We start from the raw sequence: 16,489 nt of genomic DNA, 5'->3' as shown, positions 1-16,489 counted from the left end.
AATGGCCGAACCGGACGGGAAGGACCTGCAACCCCTCATATCGTCTAGTTGGGTCCGTGCTAGTCGGGCTTGACTCCGTATTCTGCTGCGCTGACAAACTCGATGGCCGAGTAGGTCTCGTCGCCTACAACCCAGGCAGTGTGTCCCGGCGGGATGGTGTATGAATCTCCTTTGGAGATGCTGATCTTCTTGCCGTCGGTGGTCTCGACTTCCAATGATCCGGCAATGCAGTAACCCACATGGTTGAGCTGGCAGGAATCGGTGTGGACCACCGGTTTGATGCAGTCCGACCAACTCCAGCCTGGCTCGAAGCTGAGGCGGCCGATCGTGTAGTCACCGACGGTGACGTTTTCCACCACGGTTTTGTCCGGGCGGCGAATTTCATCAGGGGAGTTGTGCGACTTTACTTCAAGCTGAGTGACGAGGTTGACGGTCATGATCTGCTCACAAGGGGAGTGGGAGCCTGGTCTTCCAGGTCCGCGACGTGGCTCGCCCTTCGCAGCGGACCCTGGTGTCCGGGCTGCTGGCGGCGTGTGCCGTGCCGACGGCAGCGGGCAGACGGTCGATTACTTGCAATCTCTACCTTCCTCCGCCACCACTATGTTGTCGAGGGTTCCCGAGGGGGATAGATTGGTGCACCGTGACCTTGACCGAGCTGGATGAAACCCTTGAGACGCTGTTCGGCACCCTGCGCCGCTTCCCCGACGTCGAGGCAGGGAACCTGCAGGCGCACGACGCCACCGACCGGCTCCTCCTTGAGACCGCGGGAGGGTACGTGCCCAGCCAGGAAACCCGCGTCGCCGTGATCGGTGACCGTTACGGGGCCCTGACCCTGGGCGCCGTGGCGGGTCTCGGCGTCGGGCACGTCCGCGTGACCCAGGATCTCTACGCCAGCAGGCTCGCGCTGCAACGGAACGCGGACGCGTCCGGGTTGGCCGGCCGCTTCGATCAGTTCGAGCTGGGTGCCGGGTTGCTCGACGGCGCCGGACTGGTGATCGTGCAGCTCCCCAAGGCCCTCGCGGAACTGGAGGAAATCGCCGACGCCGTTGCCCGCTTTGCGGCGCCGGGAGCCGTCCTCCTCGCCGGGGGACGCGTCAAGCACATGACCCTGGGCATGAACGCCGTCCTGGAACGCAACTTCGAGTCCGTGCAGCCACAGCTTGCGCAGCGGAAGTCACGTGTGCTGCTCGCCATCAATCCCAGGCGGCCGGACGCCCCGGAGCCCTTCCCGGTCTCGGAGCAGAACACAGAGCTCGGCATGACAGTCTGTGCCCACGGGGGTGCGTTTTCAGGCACCAAGCTGGATATCGGCACGCGCTTCCTCCTGGGCTTCCTGGACAGGATCCCCGAAGCCCGACACGCAGTAGACCTCGGCTGCGGGACCGGGATCCTCGCGACGATGTACGCCAGGAACCGTCCCGAAGCCCGGGTTACAGCGACGGACCAATCTGCGGCAGCCGTCGCGTCCGCCAGGGCAACGGTGGCAGCCAACGGTCTGGCAGATCGCATCACGGTAGTCCATGACGACGCCATGTCCACCTTCGAACCGGGCAGCGCCGACCTCATCCTGCTGAACCCGCCGTTCCACCTCGGCGCCAGCGTCCATGCAGGCGCGGCCACGAAGATGTTCGACGCCGCAGCGCGGGTCCTGGCTCCCGGCGGCGAACTCTGGACTGTCTACAACAGCCACTTGCAGTACCGCGCTGCGCTGGAAAGGCTCATTGGCCCCACCACCGAAATAGGCCGCAACCCGAAATTCACCGTGACACGCAGCATCAAACGCTAGGCGCCCGCCCGGTTCGGTGAGCAGCGCTCCGACAGCAGCTGCTCCACCCCGAAGCGCCCGATTCCCGCCATCGCCGGATTGTCATCCGAGAAACTGACCATCGCCGTCGCGAGGACCACGGCCCATCCGCGGGCCCGGGCCCACGTCGCGGCATCCACGGCGGTTCCGAAGGCCGCCATGAAACGATGCCGCGCACCGCCGTCGAACATCAACCACGCCACGGCGAGATCGACGGCGGGATCCCCGGCTCCGAGGTCTCCGAAGTCGACGACGGCGGCGAGCCGGCCGTCGGGCCGCACAAGGACGTTCGCCGGGTGGAGATCTCCATGCAGCCACAGCCCCGGGCCGTCCCACAGCGGGGCGGCGCAAGCTTCGGACCAGAGCCTCCGCAACCGCCCCGCCTGGGGATAGCGGCTGGAATCGCGGAGCCTGTCCATGACCGCGTCCGACCTGGCTGCCAAAGGCACCCCGCGCACGGGATTGACGGGAGCGCCGGGGGTGGCCGGGACATGGATGGCGAGGAGGAACGTGGCCAGGTCCGCGGCCGCCGCGTTCCGCGACTCCTGGGAAACCAGCACGGCCGGGAGTCCCTTCAACCAAGGAGTCACGCTCCACGGCCAGGGGAAGTCCACAGACGGCCGCCCCAAGTGGATGGGGCTGGGGAGCGGGACAGGGGAACGCCTGGCATATTCGGGGAGATATTGCTGCTCATGCAGGATCAACTGTGCCGCCGCCTCCCGGCGGGGCAGGCGGACGGCCCACTCCCCGCCGAGCCGGTACATGACGTTGTCCCAGCCATTGGCCACCAGTTCCAACTCAAGGTCCGGGAGCCGTGGCAGCTGCTCCTCGAGTAGATTCCTCACCAACCGCGCGGTGACGTCGAGCTCGGCCCGCGGCATCAGTGCCATATTCCGGGCCTCCCATCAGCAATATCGGCGTCCGTTACGCCCGGGCAGCGTGTGGGCATACCGGGACAAGCACACGTGCCGTACGATGCAAATGCAACAGCATTATTCGAATGATTTTAGGGGAATCCGTGACTGAGATCCGGCAGCCGACTCCGAGGCGCGGAACCAATCTGCCACGCATGGGGGATTTCAACCTGACCGTCATTCTCGACGCCATCAGGCGCTCATCAGGTGGACTGAGCCGCGTGGAGCTGGCCCAAATCGTCGGCCTTTCACCGCAGACTATTTCGAACATCTCGCGCCGCCTCCTGGATCAACAACTCATTATCGAGGCAGGCAAGGAAGGGAGCGGTCCGGGCAAGCCCCGCACCATTCTGCGCCTGAATCCTTCCGGAATGTACGCGCTTGGCGTGCACCTTGACCCCGCGGTCATCACCACCGTGGTGCTGGACCTGGTGGGCGACGTCGTGAAGCACTCCAGGATTCCCACCCCGACCGGGAGCAATCCACAGCGCGTCATCGCCGCCATAGCGGAGGAAATCAAGGCGCTGATCGAAGATTCCGGTGTTGATACCGGGAAGATCGCGGGACTTGGCGTCGCGGCGCCCGGCCCGATCGACCTTGATGAGGGCACCGTCGTCGATCCGCCCCTGATGACAGGGTGGGACAGGGTGCACTTGAGGGATGCCCTCGCCGAAGCCACCGGACTTGAGACCCTCGTGGACAAGGACGTCACCAGCGCGGCGGTCGCCGAAACCTGGGCGGGTGGGGCCAGCGGCACCGGAAGTTTCATCTTCATGTATATGGGTACCGGCATCGGTTGCGGCATCGTCTTGAACGACGAAGTTGTCCGGGGAACATCCGGCAACGCCGGCGAAATCGGACACATCATTGTGGAGCCGGACGGCCCGGAATGTGATTGCGGCCTTCGTGGATGCGTCAAGTCGTCCTGTATTCCGCAGGTCCTCGTGGCCGAAGCCGAAAAGCAAGGTGTCCTGAACGGTGGCCGCAAAGGCACCGAGGGCCCGGAAGTGCAGGAAGGCTTTGCCCGGCTTTGCGATGCCGCGGATGCAGGTGACGAACGCGCCATCGCGATCATCGATAAGTCGGCGGTGCTGGTTTCCCGAGCGGTTGCGGTGGTGACCAACACCCTCGACGTCGAACGCGTCGTCTTCGGCGGCCCGTTCTGGGGCCGCATGGCGGAACGCTATTTGGAGCGCATACCTCCCCTGCTCGCGGCCAACAGTGCCGCCAACAGCATCCACGGCATCGACGTTGTCGGGACCGGAGTGGGCGAAGACGTCGGCGCGATCGGTGCGGCCTGCCTGGTCCTTGAACACACGCTTGCGCCGCGCGCCCAGCGGCTTCTCTTGGAAGGCTGAGGCCTTCACCACGTCCTGTGTCTCAGGGCTGCATTTATCAATATTGGCAACAGGCTGGGCCAGCTGAAGTGTGGGGGCTGCAGCCGCTTGAAGAAGGAGCGTCATGCGTCGCCCAGTCCGGATCGGAGCAGCACTGCTCGGCGTCGTAGGCCTTTTGGCCTCGGCAGCCTGCTCTGCCCAACCGCAAGCCACAAGCAAGCAAACCATCAAGATCGTCTACCAAAAGACGGACTCCTTCACCGCACTGGACAAGGTCTTCCAGGACGCCAAGCAGGAATTCGAAGCAGCAAACGCGGGCGTCACCGTGGACCTGGAGCCCATCCAGGCCAACGACGACGACTATGGCACCAAGCTCGCGCTGGCCCAACGTTCCCCCGACACCGCTCCGGACGTCTTCTACGAGGACACCTTCAAGGTCCGCTCGGACGTCGATGCCGGATACTTGCTGAAACTCGACTCGCAGCTGGCCTCGTGGGACGAGTGGTCCAAGTTCAACGAGGGCGCCAAAGCTGCGGGGCGCGGTGACGACGGCAGTATCTACGCCGTCCCGCTCGGCACTGATACCAGGGCGATCTGGTACAACAAGACTGTCCTCCAGAAGGCCGGCATACCCGTGCCCTGGCAGCCGAAGACCTGGGATGACATCCTGGCCGCGGCCCGCAAGATGAAGGCCGCGGATCCCGGCGTGATTCCCTTCAGCATGTACGCCGGAACCGGCACCGGTGAGGGAACCGTCATGCAGAGCTTCTACGAACTGCTCTACGGAACGGGCAGCTCCCTGTATTCGGAGAGCGACAAGAAGTGGGTGCTCGGCTCCAAGGGATTCACCGATTCACTCCAGTTCCTGAAGACCCTCTACGATGAGAAGCTTTCCGTGACACCGGCCGACGCCCTCGATGCGAATGTGTGGAAGAAAGTCTTTGGCCAGTGGCTGCCGCAGGGCAAAATGGGCGCTACCGTGGAAGGCTCCTACGCACCATCGTTCTGGCAGAAGGGCGGTTCATATGAATGGGCCGGCTACACGCAGGATATGGGAGTAGCCACGTTCCCCACCCAGTTCGGACAGGACCCCGGTGGGGTGAGCATGTCCGGTGGCTGGACGCTTGCCGTCGGCGCGAAGACCAAGGCCCCGGACCTGGCCTTCAAGTTCCTGACCACTGCGTTGAACAAGAAGAATGCCTTGGCCTTCGACGTCAACAACTCCCAGATCGCGGTCCGAACCGATGTCGCGTCCGATCCCGGTTACCAAGCGGCCAACCCGTTCGTGAAGGCTGTTTCCGATCTGGTCGGAGTGACGCACTACCGTCCGGCAACAGCCGACTATCCGAAGATCTCCCTCGCCGTCCAACAAGCCACTGAGGCAGTCATCACCGGCAAGCAAAGCCCGGCAGAGGCCGCGGCCGAATACGACGCCTCGGTCAAGAAACTCGTCGGCGACGCCAAGGTCATGCAGAAATGACGCATGGCAGTCCCTGATTCCCTCAGCCGCAGTTCCCTCCGGCGCAGAACCCCCATCCAAAGGACTCTGCGTCGCAGGCTCCGCTTGTTGCCGGTTGTTCCGTCAATCGTGCTGCTGGGCTTCTTCATGCTGGCCCCTGTGGCGTGGTCCTTCTATGCCTCCTTCACCAACGCCGCGTTGTCCGGCGAGGCGGCCCTGAACCCTCAATGGGTCGGCCTGGACAACTACGCCCGGATGTTGACGGATTCCATCTTCCCGCTCTCGGCATGGCTGACGATGGTCTTCGTTATCGCGTCCGCGATCCTCGGACAGAACGCCCTGGGCCTGGGCATCGCCTTGTTGATGACCCGATCCGGGGGAGCCACCGCTTCGCTCGTGGGCACGGTGGTGGTCGCTTCTTGGATATTGCCTGAAATCGTGGCGGCCTTCGCGGCCTACGCGTACTTCAGCCAGGACGGGACGCTCAACCAGCTTCTGGGACTGTTCGGTGTCCAGGGCACCAACTGGCTTTATGCCTTTCCCATGGCCGCGGTCGTCCTGGCCAATGTCTGGCGCGGCACCGCGTTCTCGATGCTGGTCTACCGGGCCGCGCTTTCCCAGGTCCCGCGCGACATCTCCGAAGCCGCCCTCATGGACGGCGCCAGGAGTTGGCAACGCCTGGCGTTCATCACGCTTCCGATCATCCGCGGGAGCATCGCCACCAACCTCATGCTCATCACCCTGCAGACGCTCGCGGTATTCACCCTCATCTGGGTGATGACGGGGGGTGGTCCGTCCAACGCGAGCACCACCCTCCCCGTACTGGCGTACCAGGAAGCCTTCAAGCTCGGAGACATCGGATACGGCACCGCGATCGCTTCGGTCCTGATCCTGATCGGCATGGTCTTCGGGGCCGTGTACGTCAGGCTGCTCCGGGGGGCGAAACCGTGACCTCCCTGCGCCGCCCTGCGCTGCTCGCCGGGAAGCGCCCGACGGCGGTGGGCCGGGGACGGCTCCGCGTCCGCTTGGCCGCGAATGCGGCGTTGGCCGTGATCGGCGTGTGCTTCGTGCTTCCCCTTGCGTGGCTGCTTCTCGCTTCCGTCGATCCGTACGCCGGATACGAGACGCGGTGGCCCCTATCGCCGTCGTTCGCGAATTTTGCCGCCGTACTGACGCCCGGCCTGCTGTTCCAGCCGCTCGCGAACAGCTTCCTGCTCTCCGCCGGGACCGCAGTCGTAAACCTGGCAGCTGCCGTCCTGGCGGCCTATCCGCTGTCCCGCTACCAATCGCGCTTCAACAAGCCGTTCCTCTATGCGATCCTGTTCGGAACCTCGCTCCCGGTCACGGCAATCATGGTGCCGGTCTATGGGCTGTTCGTGCAGTTGCAACTGCTGGACTCGATGCCGGCAACCATCTTCTTCATGGCAACCACCACCTTGCCCATGGCCATTTGGATGACGAAGAACTTCATGGACTCCGTGCCGCTGGAGCTGGAGGAAGCTGCCTGGATGGACGGCGCCTCCGGACTGGCCACGCTGCGGAGAATCGTCCTGCCGCTGATGAGGCAAGGGCTGGGCGTGGTGTTCATCTTCGTCTTCATCCAGGCGTGGGGGAACTTCTTCGTCCCCTTCATCCTGTTGTTGTCCAACTCCAAACAGCCGGCCGCGGTGTCCGTTTTCAGCTTCTTTGGCCAGCATGGAGCCATCGCTTACGGAGAACTCGCCGCGTTCTCCATCCTGTATTCCGTCCCGGTGCTTATCCTCTACACGGTGGTCGCCAGGGGCTCCGGCAACGCGTTCGCGCTTTCGGGCGCGATGAAAGGCTGAGCAGCCAAGACTCAGTCGATGTCCTCCACGACAGTGCCGTACGGGATGGAATCATCCAAATGCGCTTGGTGGCCGCTGTGGTTGTAGACCACGCGGACGCCATGAAGCTGGTCTGCGGCCGATTGCATCAGGATGGGGCGGACGGTCTGGACGAATCTTTCCTCTTTGCCGGCGAGGTACTCCTGGTAACTGGCGGGAAGCTGGATCATGGCAAAAGAATAGTCCTGCGGGACCGCCAAGGGGAGTGCTCACGCCGGACTTCCCCGTGGCGTATTCTTCGCCGGCTGGACCCGGTCGGAAGACTCAGCGAACAATCTTCAGAAATCGGGCGAAACGTAGCGTAAAAGTGCGTCTTAATTCGGCGGAGGATTTGTGGCGGCCGGAGCCCCGTTCTAGAGTCGTATTCAAGTTACCGCGGTAACGTGTCAGCGATCCTCCGCCGGATCTGCCTCTTGAAGGCAGGCAGGAGGGTGTGGGTGCCCCCATGTGGGCCTGACATTTGCACACGGACAACTTCATTCCAGGCGTAACAGTCGCGGCTGCGCCCTGCTGGAGTTCGTTGCGTGTATCCCCAAACTCAATTCACCGATTCTGCAGTCCACGGTTTCACGTCCGTGAACGCAGGCCCGCTGACACACAGCCAAGGACGCAAATGTCACCACCAAGCCTCATTGACACTCATCCGAACCTGACCGGCGCCGCCCCTGTTGCCTTGTCCTACGAACTTTTCCCACCCCGCTCTCCAGCGGCTGCGGAGTCCCTCTGGACGACCATCGGGGAGCTTGAGGCCACGGATCCCGACTTCGTCTCCGTGACGTACGGTGCCAGCGGTTCCAACCGGGACACCGCCGTCGAGCTCATCAACCGGCTGCTGCTCGAAACGACCCTGCGGCCACTGGCACACCTGACCTGCGTCGGAAACACCCCGCAGGAATTGGCCGAGATCATCGGCGAACTCCTGGACAACGGCGTGCGCGGCATCCTTGCCCTGCGTGGCGACCTTCCCAAGGACAGCGGCCAGCCGGACAGTGGTTCGCTGCGCTACGCCCAGGACCTCATCGAACTGATCCGGCGTGTGGAACAGCGGCGTTCGGCCCTCCTGTGCGCGGGCAAGATCGCCGTTGGCGTGGCCGCCTATCCCACGCGCCACCCGGAGTCCCCGAGCGTGGAGCACGACGTCGAGGTGCTGCTCGCGAAGCAGCGTTCGGGTGCCGACTTCGCCATCACGCAGGTCTTCTTCCACACCGAGCAGTATGCGGACCTGATCTCCCGTGCACGGCGTGCCGGCGTCACGATCCCGATCATCCCGGGCGTCATGCCGCTGACCAGCCTTCGCCGGCTCAAGCGCCTCGGCGAGCTCACCGGCGTCGAACCCGCACCGGAACTGATCGAGCGACTTGCCGCGGCGGACAGCGACGCCGAACGGCGCAAGATCGGAGTCCGCGCCACGGTGGACCTGGCCAACGCCGCCCTGCAGGCCGGTGCTCCGGGCATCCACCTGTACACCTTCAACGAGCACGCCTGCGCCCTGGACGTGCTGGACAAGCTTGCCTTGCCCCGCCCGGCCCGGCCGGCCAGCAGGCTCAGCGCCATCGCCCGCCGCCAGGAACTCGTCAGCTGATCAGCCAACACTGCTCCGCAAACCCCTCGACACATCGATTTGCACCTACTGCCCCAAGGAAATCCCATGACTGAACAGAACCTCACTGAAAAGACCAATGCAGCTTTCCCCGCTGCATCCCTGCTCGGCTACCCGCGCATCGGCCGCCGCCGCGAACTCAAGAAGGCAATCGAAGCCTACTGGGCCGGCAAGATCGACGCCGCTGCCCTTGACGCCGCTGCCAAGGACATCCAACTGACCACCGCCAAGCGCCTCCAGGAACTCGGCCTCAACGAAGCCGCCGCCGTTCCAGGCACCTTCTCCTACTACGACCAGGTGCTCGACGCCACCGCGCACCTGGGCGCGGTCCCGGCCCGTTTCGGCCAGCTGCTCAACGCCGAAGGCCAGCTCGACATCGATGGCTACTTCACCCTGGCCCGCGGCAACAAGGAACAGCAGCCGCTCGAAATGACCAAGTGGTTCGACACGAACTACCACTACCTCGTTCCGGAAATCGGCCCCGAGACCGACTTCAAGCTCGCCTCCAACCGCATCGTCGAGGAGTTCGAGTTCGCCCTCGCCAACGGCATCGAGACCCGCCCGTACATTGTTGGGCCGGTGACCTACCTGCTGCTCTCCAAGGCTTCCGACGATGCTCCCGCGGGCTTCGCTCCGCTGTCCCGCTTGGAGGACATCCTCCCGGTCTATGGTGAACTCCTTGGCAAGCTTGCCGCTGCCGGCGCCAGCTGGATCCAGTTGGACGAGCCCGCCCTCGTTGTCGACCAGGACACCCCGGCCGCGGAAATCCAGGCTGCCACTGCCCGTGCCTACGAAGTCCTCTCCGGTGCCGCAGCGCGCCCGCAGCTCTTCGTCTCCACGCCCTACGGTTCCCTCGACGGCCAGCTCGGCACCCTCGCTGCGACCAACATCGACGCCCTGCACGTCGACGTTTTCAAGGGCGCTGTACCGTCTGCGGCAGCCCTGGCCGGCCTGGGCAGCAAGACCCTGGTCGCCGGCGTCGTCGATGGCCACAACATCTGGCGCAACGACCTCGCCGTCTCGGCCGGCAAGCTGGACGAACTGAAGGCCGCGGCCGGCAAGCTTGCCGTCAGCACCTCCACCTCCACCCAGCACGTCCCGCACGACACTGCCGAGGAAACCCAGCTCTCCGCGCAGCTGCGTAGCTGGCTCGCATTCGCTGACCAGAAGGCCGTCGAGGTCAAGGTCCTGGCGGACTACCTGGCCGACCCGGCTTCCGCGAAGGCCGCGATCGACGAGGCTTCCGCGGTGATCGCGTCCCGCGCCACCGCCAAGGGGGTCCAGCGCGCCGACGTCCGTGCCCGCACGGCTGCCCTCACCGAGGCCGACTTCAACCGCTCCGAGTACCCGGTCCGCGAAGCCGCCCAGGAAGCTGCGCTTCACTTGCCGCCGCTGCCCACCACCACCATCGGGTCCTTCCCCCAGACCTCGGAAATCCGCTCCGCCCGTGCCCGCAACAACAAGGGGGAGCTGAGCAACGAGCAGTACGAGCAGCTCATGAAGGACGAGATCAAGCGCGTCGTCGAGCTGCAGGAAGAGCTCGGCTACGATGTCCTGGTGCACGGCGAGCCCGAGCGCAACGACATGGTCCAGTACTTCGCCGAGAACCTCGAAGGCTTCGACGTAACCGTTCACGGCTGGGTCCAGTCCTACGGCTCGCGTTGCACCCGGCCGTCCATCCTCTGGGGCGACGTCACCCGCTCGGCGCCCATCACGGTTGCCTGGGCGGAATACGCGCAGTCCCTCACCAGCAAGCCGATGAAGGGCATGCTCACCGGTCCGGTGACCATCCTGGCCTGGTCCTTCGTCCGCGACGACCAGCCGCTCGGCGAGACCGCCAACCAGGTCGGCCTGGCGCTGCGTGACGAAATCGCCGACCTCGAAGCTGCCGGCATCAAGGTCATCCAGGTGGACGAGCCCGCACTGCGCGAACTCCTGCCGCTGCGCAAGGCCGACCACGCCGCCTACCTGAAGTGGTCGGTCGACTCCTTCCGCCTGGCCACCGCCGGCGCCGCCGACGCCACCCAGATCCACACCCACCTCTGCTACTCGGAGTTCGGTGTGATCATCGACGCGATCGACGGCCTCGACGCCGACGTCACGTCCATCGAAGCAGCACGCTCACGCATGGAGGTTGTCCACGACCTCGAGGCGCACCACTTCGGCCGCGGGGTTGGTCCTGGCGTTTACGACATCCACTCGCCGCGTGTTCCGGGGGAGGCCGAGGTCACCGAACTGCTGTCCACCGCCGTCAAGCACGTTCCGTCCCGCCAGCTCTGGGTCAACCCGGACTGCGGCTTGAAGACCCGCGGCTACGCCGAGACTGAAGAGTCCCTGCGCAACCTGGTCAAGGCCACCAAGACGGTCCGCGCCGGACTGCTCGAAGCAGCAAAGTAAACCTCACGTAGTACAAACTGCGGCGGCCGGTCACCTCGAAGGTGACCGGCCGCCGTCGTTCTTTCGATCTTCGGGATAACCGACTTGTCACGACTCCCAGAGGATCTCGTCGTCCACTACACCGTCCTCATCGGCCGCAACCACCAGCAGTTCGTCGGTGAAGTGCGAGCCCAGAGTGAAATCCAGGACGAAATAGCGCTCCGGCTGGCCGGGGTAGATCGCCACATGGCCCAGTTTGAGGGCTTTGAGGAAAACGTCCTTGGTGAGCTGCGTCTTGTCGCGGACGCCGAACACCGCCTCCAGTTGCTCTTCTTTGAGCTGGTTGGAGTGGAAGTGCAGGAACTGCTGGGAGTTGGTGCCGTCCTGCTCCAGCTCCTCGGCGATCATGTCCCGGACCTGGTCCACCAATTCGGGGAGGTAGCCCAGGCGGTAGTCCACCTTGTGGAGTGCCTTCTCGTCGAAGTGGTCATGCGCCGTGACGTTCAGGTCCAGTTCGAGGGGATTTCCGGCGAGCTCGTGGGAAGCCACGTAACAGCGCTCCCGCCCGTGGTTGAGCTCGATCTCCCCAAAATGTTTGCTCGCTACCTTGCTCATGTCTTCAAGATAGTCCCAAACAAGCGGCGTGTTCCAGCATCCGGGAAGATTTCAGGTGCGGGGTTTGGGCGTTGACTTTTGAGTGGTTTTGGGCATCGTCGCGGCGCTGCCGGCCCGGACGGTTGCGGCGCTCCCGTGCAGCGTGTCGGCCAGCAATTCCGTGAAGAGCTGCACCTGGGCCGTTCGCTTCTCATTGAGGAGGAGGGCGAACACATTGCGGGCGAGCCGGATGTCCGGAACATCGAGAACCACGACGCCGGGCGGCCGGTGCCGCAGCGCCAGTTCCGGAACCAGGGCGGCGCCGAGCCCCGCTGCCGCCATCTCGAGGCTTGCGTGGAAGTCATCGCTGTAGGCCGCGACGCGTGGGTGCAGATTGCAGCTGGCAAACAGGCGTTCGATCACCACCGCGTCGCTGGTGCCCGGGTGGTGCATGATCCAGGGCATGTCCGAGAGTTGCGAGGCCTGCATTTCGGCGTCCTCCCGGATGCCCCACGATGCCGGGAGCACCACCCGGAAGTCGTCGTCGCCGATCCACTGCCGCTCCAGGGTGTGTGGCCACGCGAGCCCTGACTGGCCCACTTGGTACACGAGTGCGAGGTCCAGTTCGCCGCCGGTGCGCAGGCCTTGGATGGTCTGGGACGGCTCGGCCACCCACACGCGGAGTTCTATTCCCAGCTTCTTCCAGCGCGGGTTCCGGAGAATGTCCGGCAGGACGTAGGTTGCAAGGCTTGGGAAGATGCCGAGCCGCAGTTCCTGGACGGGGGAGTCGGTGCTCCTCGAGGCTGCCGCCAGCAAGGTCTCGACGTCGGTGAGCACTTTGGAGGCATGGCGCACCATGGTCAGGGCCGCCTCCGTGGGAACCACGCTGCGTGCGGAGCGGTGGAAGAGTTCGACGCCGGTGTCCCGTTCCAATGCTGCCATCTGTTGGGATACGGCCGAGGCGGTGTAGCCGAGCCGCGCGGCGGCTGCCGCGAAGGAACCGAGCCGCGTGACTTCAAGCAGTGTCCGTAGGTGGAGGAGGTTGACCATCAGTGATCCTTAGGCTCGGTGCCGGCCGAAAGACCGTGGAAACCAGCATATCGGTGTGAATTCGGTCTCCGCAGCCGCCGGGTTTGATGCCTGTCCGGCGTCGGGAAGTGTGGCGGGCGACTCACGGGACGGCGTTTGCAGGATGCCGCGACACGCCGGGATCCTGGCGACACGCTGGCGATTAAATGTGGCTAAGTAGTCCACAGGGTGTGGATGACGTCTCCGGATTTGGCGGATTTCCGGACATTTTTACCCCCTGCGCCTGTGGACTACCGGTGCGTAAAATGACATACTTGTAATACATCATCTTGGGGTTCCGCCGAGGCGCTTGCACTACATGTAGTATCGATTTACGGATTGAGCGGGAAACCAGCACAAGACATGAATGCAAGACGTGAATGCAAGACGTGAATAGATAGTTTGGCCGCCTTGGCGGCCAGCGGGCCAGTATCGGAGACGGAATCAGTTCCGGTCGGGGCCTGCCGAACGAAGAGCAAAGACTTCAACAAAGGGGACAGGGACCATGACTGTTACGGTTTACACGAAGCCGGCCTGTGTTCAGTGCAACGCGACTTACCGTGCACTCGACAAAAAGGGCATCGCCTACCAGAGCGTTGACATCTCACAGGATGCCGAGGCCCTTGAGCGCCTGAAGGCCCTTGGATACATGCAGGCCCCCGTTGTGGTGACCGAGCAGGACCACTGGTCAGGATTCCGTCCGGACAAGATCGAAGAACTGGCACTGGCTGCCGCTTCGGTGGCCTAGTCTTTCGGGACTCCGCCGCAACAACAAAGCATTCCAATGTAGTCGAGGTGACTCCCATGGCAGCGCTGGCAACAGCACCTGCTCAAACAATGGCTGAAGCTGTCATCACGCGGAGCCACCTCATCTACTTTTCCTCGACATCTGAGAACACCAAGCGCTTCGTCCAGAAGCTCGGCGTGGACGCGGCACGCATCCCGCTCCATGCCAAGGACGCGCCGCTGCTCGCACTGGAACCCTTCGTCCTCGTGTTGCCCACGTATGGTGGCACGAACGGCGAAGGATCGGTGCCGAAGCAGGTCATCAGGTTTCTGAACAACCCGCAGAACAGGGAACTGATCCGCGGCGTCATCGGAGCAGGAAACACGAACTTCGCGGAAAACTACTGCATGGCGGGAGACATCATCGCCACCAAATGCCGGGTTCCGCTTCTTTATCGATTCGAACTCATGGGGACTCCGGAAGATGTTGACCGGGTCAATCAAGGATTGGAAAAGTTTTGGACACGACTGTCGCAGATACAGAAGTAACCAAGGGCGCTATGGACACCGCCAAGGCCAAGAAGCCATTGCCGGAGGCCTACAAGGGCCTTGGCTACCATGAGCTCAATGCCATGTTGAACCTCTACGGTCCGAACGGGGAAATCCAGTTCGAAGCAGACCGCGAGGCCGCGCACCAGTACTTCCTGCAGCACGTGAACAACAACACCGTCTTCTTCCATGACCTGGAAGAGAAGCTGGACTACCTGGTCAAGAACCAGTACTACGAGCGCGAGACCCTCGACCAGTACACGATGAACTTCATCCGTGACCTGTTCAACCGCGCCTACAAGAAGAAGTTCCGCTTCGAGACCTTCCTCGGCGCCTTCAAGTTCTACACCTCCTACACGCTGAAGACCTTCGACGGCAAGCGTTTCCTGGAGCGCTACGAAGACCGCGTCTGCATGGTTGCCTTGCACCTTGCCCGCGGCAACGAGGAGCTGGCCAGCCGCCTCGTCGACGAGATCATCGACGGCCGCTTCCAGCCCGCCACTCCCACGTTCCTCAACGCCGGCAAGGCCCAGCGCGGCGAGCTGGTCTCCTGCTTCCTGTTGCGCATCGAAGACAACATGGAGTCGATCGCCCGCGGCATCAACTCGGCGCTGCAGCTGTCCAAGCGCGGCGGCGGCGTGGCCCTCTCGCTGACCAACATCCGCGAGCACGGCGCCCCGATCAAGCAGATCGAGAACCAGTCCTCCGGCGTCATCCCGGTCATGAAGCTCCTTGAAGACAGCTTCTCCTACGCCAACCAGCTCGGTGCCCGCCAGGGTGCGGGTGCCGTGTACCTGCACGCGCACCACCCGGACATCTATCGCTTCCTGGACACCAAGCGTGAAAACGCCGACGAGAAGATCCGCATCAAGACGCTGTCCCTCGGCGTCGTGGTCCCGGACATCACGTTCGAGCTGGCCAAGAAGAACGAGGACATGTACCTCTTCTCCCCGTACGACGTCGAACGCGTCTACGGCGTCCCGTTCTCCGACATCTCGGTCACCGAGAAGTACTACGAGATGGTGGACGACTCCCGGATCAAGAAGACCAAGATCAGCGCCCGCGAGTTCTTCCAGACCCTCGCGGAGATCCAGTTCGAGTCCGGCTACCCGTACATCATGTTCGAGGACACCGTGAACCGGGCCAACCCGATCGCGGGCAAGATAACCATGAGCAACCTGTGCTCGGAGATCCTGCAGGTTTCCACGCCGTCGATCTACGCCGAGGACCTCAGCTACGAGACGGTCGGCAAGGACATCTCCTGCAACCTTGGCTCGATGAACATCGCCAAGACCATGGATTCCCCGAACTTCGGCCTGTCGATCGAGACGTCCATCCGTGCCCTGAGCGCAGTGTCGGACATGTCCTACATCAACTCGGTGCCGTCCATCGCGCAGGGCAACGCCCAGAGCCACGCCATCGGTCTCGGCCAGATGAACCTGCACGGCTACCTTGCCCGCGAGCACGTCCACTACGGTTCCGAAGAGGGCCTGGACTTCACCAACATCTACTTCTACACGGTGCTGTTCCACGCCCTCCGTGCCTCGAACAAGCTGGCCATCGAGACCGGCCAGCCCTTCGGCGGCTTCGAGAACTCCACCTACGCGAGCGGCACGTTCTTCGACAAGTACACCGAGCAGGTGTGGGCTCCGGAGACCGAGCGCGTGAGCGAGCTCTTCGCCGGTATTCACATCCCGACGCAGGACGACTGGCGCGAGCTGAAGGCTTCCGTCATGGAGCACGGTATCTACAACCAGAACCTGCAGGCCGTCCCGCCCACGGGCTCCATCAGCTACATCAACAACTCGACGTCGTCGATCCACCCGGTGGCCGCCAAGATCGAAATCCGCAAGGAAGGCAAGATCGGCCGCGTCTACTACCCGGCTCCGTACCTTGACAACGACAACCTGGAGTACTACCAGGACGCGTATGAGATCGGCTACGAGAAGATCATCGACACCTACGCCGCTGCTACGCAGCACGTGGACCAGGGCCTGTCCCTGACGCTGTTCTTCAAGGACACTGCCACCACGCGTGACATCAACAAGGCGCAGATCTACGCATGGCGCAAGGGCATCAAGACGCTCTACTACATCCGCCTCCGCCAGCTCGCGCTGGAAGGCACCGAGGTTGAGGGCTGCGTTTCCTGCATGCTGTAACTGTTTTCGGTTGTTTATTTGCGGCAGCCGCCGCGCCT

Annotated in this window: 15 protein-coding genes; 10 read left to right on the top strand and 5 right to left on the bottom strand. The window is 63.5% G+C overall.

Going from position 1 to position 16,489, the window contains the following annotated elements; all coding sequences use genetic code 11:
* Positions 1-59: 59 nt before the first annotated feature.
* A complete protein-coding gene (locus QRN45_RS19815; protein WP_078108724.1) occupies positions 60-437 on the bottom strand; it encodes a cupin domain-containing protein in 378 nt (125 codons plus the stop codon).
* Between the two features lie 203 nt (positions 438-640).
* Between QRN45_RS19815 and QRN45_RS19810 the strand changes: the two genes are divergently transcribed.
* Entirely contained in the window at positions 641-1,786 is a 1,146-nt protein-coding gene (locus tag QRN45_RS19810) for a class I SAM-dependent methyltransferase (protein ID WP_502870736.1), read from the top strand.
* Here the strand turns inward: QRN45_RS19810 and QRN45_RS19805 are convergent.
* Complete coding sequence (locus tag QRN45_RS19805) at positions 1,783-2,694, bottom strand: aminoglycoside phosphotransferase family protein (protein WP_284764405.1); 912 nt, start codon at positions 2,692-2,694, stop codon at positions 1,783-1,785. The genes QRN45_RS19810 and QRN45_RS19805 overlap by 4 nt on opposite strands.
* 179 nt (positions 2,695-2,873) lie before the next feature.
* Here QRN45_RS19805 and QRN45_RS19800 point away from each other — a divergent pair, with 179 nt between their 5' ends.
* From QRN45_RS19800 to QRN45_RS19785, 4 genes are all read left to right on the top strand, one after another.
* On the top strand, positions 2,874-4,076 hold the full coding sequence (locus QRN45_RS19800; RefSeq protein ID WP_284764403.1) for an ROK family protein: 1,203 nt from the start codon (positions 2,874-2,876) through the stop codon (positions 4,074-4,076).
* A 103-nt stretch (positions 4,077-4,179) separates the two neighbouring features.
* Entirely contained in the window at positions 4,180-5,535 is a 1,356-nt protein-coding gene (locus QRN45_RS19795; protein WP_241707832.1) for an extracellular solute-binding protein, read from the top strand.
* A gap of 3 nt (positions 5,536-5,538) precedes the next feature.
* Positions 5,539-6,465, top strand: a complete 927-nt coding sequence (locus tag QRN45_RS19790) for a carbohydrate ABC transporter permease (protein WP_284764401.1) — start codon at positions 5,539-5,541, stop codon at positions 6,463-6,465.
* Positions 6,466-6,512: 47 nt separating this feature from the next.
* Positions 6,513-7,340: a carbohydrate ABC transporter permease gene (locus tag QRN45_RS19785; protein WP_502870737.1), complete on the top strand. Its 828-nt coding sequence runs from the start codon at positions 6,513-6,515 to the stop codon at positions 7,338-7,340.
* A gap of 11 nt (positions 7,341-7,351) precedes the next feature.
* Here QRN45_RS19785 and QRN45_RS19780 read toward each other — a convergent pair whose 3' ends face one another.
* On the bottom strand, positions 7,352-7,549 hold the full coding sequence (locus QRN45_RS19780; RefSeq protein ID WP_284764399.1) for a hypothetical protein: 198 nt from the start codon (positions 7,547-7,549) through the stop codon (positions 7,352-7,354).
* 443 nt (positions 7,550-7,992) lie between these two features.
* Here QRN45_RS19780 and QRN45_RS19775 point away from each other — a divergent pair, with 443 nt between their 5' ends.
* Together QRN45_RS19775 and metE are read left to right on the top strand one after the other, a co-directional pair.
* Entirely contained in the window at positions 7,993-8,961 is a 969-nt protein-coding gene (locus tag QRN45_RS19775) for a methylenetetrahydrofolate reductase (RefSeq protein WP_284764397.1), read from the top strand.
* Positions 8,962-9,027: 66 nt separating this feature from the next.
* The gene (gene metE, locus QRN45_RS19770) at positions 9,028-11,376 is read left to right on the top strand and encodes a 5-methyltetrahydropteroyltriglutamate--homocysteine S-methyltransferase (protein WP_284764395.1); all 2,349 of its coding nucleotides are present in this window, start codon (positions 9,028-9,030) and stop codon (positions 11,374-11,376) included.
* Between the two features lie 87 nt (positions 11,377-11,463).
* On the opposite strand, the gene QRN45_RS19765 is transcribed toward metE, so the two are convergent.
* Complete coding sequence (locus QRN45_RS19765) at positions 11,464-11,970, bottom strand: DUF2004 domain-containing protein (RefSeq protein WP_078108736.1); 507 nt, start codon at positions 11,968-11,970, stop codon at positions 11,464-11,466.
* Positions 11,971-12,021: 51 nt separating this feature from the next.
* Complete coding sequence (locus QRN45_RS19760; RefSeq protein ID WP_078108737.1) at positions 12,022-12,999, bottom strand: LysR family transcriptional regulator; 978 nt, start codon at positions 12,997-12,999, stop codon at positions 12,022-12,024.
* Between the two features lie 523 nt (positions 13,000-13,522).
* Between QRN45_RS19760 and nrdH the strand changes: the two genes are divergently transcribed.
* Genes nrdH through nrdE form a run of 3 tightly spaced genes read left to right on the top strand, consistent with a single transcriptional unit; the run spans position 13,523 to position 16,451 of the window.
* The gene (gene nrdH, locus QRN45_RS19755; RefSeq protein ID WP_028267421.1) at positions 13,523-13,765 is read left to right on the top strand and encodes a glutaredoxin-like protein NrdH; all 243 of its coding nucleotides are present in this window, start codon (positions 13,523-13,525) and stop codon (positions 13,763-13,765) included.
* Between the two features lie 56 nt (positions 13,766-13,821).
* Entirely contained in the window at positions 13,822-14,292 is a 471-nt protein-coding gene (nrdI, locus tag QRN45_RS19750; RefSeq protein WP_284764394.1) for a class Ib ribonucleoside-diphosphate reductase assembly flavoprotein NrdI, read from the top strand.
* Positions 14,293-14,303: 11 nt separating this feature from the next.
* The gene (gene nrdE / locus QRN45_RS19745) at positions 14,304-16,451 is read left to right on the top strand and encodes a class 1b ribonucleoside-diphosphate reductase subunit alpha (protein WP_241707844.1); all 2,148 of its coding nucleotides are present in this window, start codon (positions 14,304-14,306) and stop codon (positions 16,449-16,451) included.
* Positions 16,452-16,489 lie beyond the last annotated feature (38 nt).

Origin of the sequence: Arthrobacter sp. efr-133-R2A-63 (genome assembly GCF_030209795.1) — a bacterium.
In the GTDB taxonomy this organism is placed as follows: Bacteria; Actinomycetota; Actinomycetes; order Actinomycetales; family Micrococcaceae; genus Arthrobacter; species Arthrobacter bambusae_A.
Note: the sequence above shows the minus strand (reverse complement) of the source record. Positions and strands in the feature narration are given on the sequence as shown.

What these genes read in the sequence shown, in the direction of transcription:
- QRN45_RS19765 (WP_078108736.1), bottom strand. Translation starts at nt 11,970, where the DNA reads ATGAGCAAGGTAGCGAGCAAACATTTTGGGGAGATCGAGCTCAACCAC.
- metE (WP_284764395.1), top strand. Translation starts at nt 9,028, where the DNA reads ATGACTGAACAGAACCTCACTGAAAAGACCAATGCAGCTTTCCCCGCT.
- QRN45_RS19795 (WP_241707832.1), top strand. Translation starts at nt 4,180, where the DNA reads ATGCGTCGCCCAGTCCGGATCGGAGCAGCACTGCTCGGCGTCGTAGGC.
- QRN45_RS19775 (WP_284764397.1), top strand. Translation starts at nt 7,993, where the DNA reads ATGTCACCACCAAGCCTCATTGACACTCATCCGAACCTGACCGGCGCC.
- nrdI (WP_284764394.1), top strand. Translation starts at nt 13,822, where the DNA reads ATGGCAGCGCTGGCAACAGCACCTGCTCAAACAATGGCTGAAGCTGTC.
- nrdH (WP_028267421.1), top strand. Translation starts at nt 13,523, where the DNA reads ATGACTGTTACGGTTTACACGAAGCCGGCCTGTGTTCAGTGCAACGCG.
- QRN45_RS19790 (WP_284764401.1), top strand. Translation starts at nt 5,539, where the DNA reads ATGGCAGTCCCTGATTCCCTCAGCCGCAGTTCCCTCCGGCGCAGAACC.
- QRN45_RS19800 (WP_284764403.1), top strand. Translation starts at nt 2,874, where the DNA reads ATGGGGGATTTCAACCTGACCGTCATTCTCGACGCCATCAGGCGCTCA.
- QRN45_RS19760 (WP_078108737.1), bottom strand. Translation starts at nt 12,999, where the DNA reads ATGGTCAACCTCCTCCACCTACGGACACTGCTTGAAGTCACGCGGCTC.
- QRN45_RS19780 (WP_284764399.1), bottom strand. Translation starts at nt 7,549, where the DNA reads ATGATCCAGCTTCCCGCCAGTTACCAGGAGTACCTCGCCGGCAAAGAG.
- QRN45_RS19805 (WP_284764405.1), bottom strand. Translation starts at nt 2,694, where the DNA reads ATGGCACTGATGCCGCGGGCCGAGCTCGACGTCACCGCGCGGTTGGTG.
- QRN45_RS19815 (WP_078108724.1), bottom strand. Translation starts at nt 437, where the DNA reads ATGACCGTCAACCTCGTCACTCAGCTTGAAGTAAAGTCGCACAACTCC.
- nrdE (WP_241707844.1), top strand. Translation starts at nt 14,304, where the DNA reads ATGGACACCGCCAAGGCCAAGAAGCCATTGCCGGAGGCCTACAAGGGC.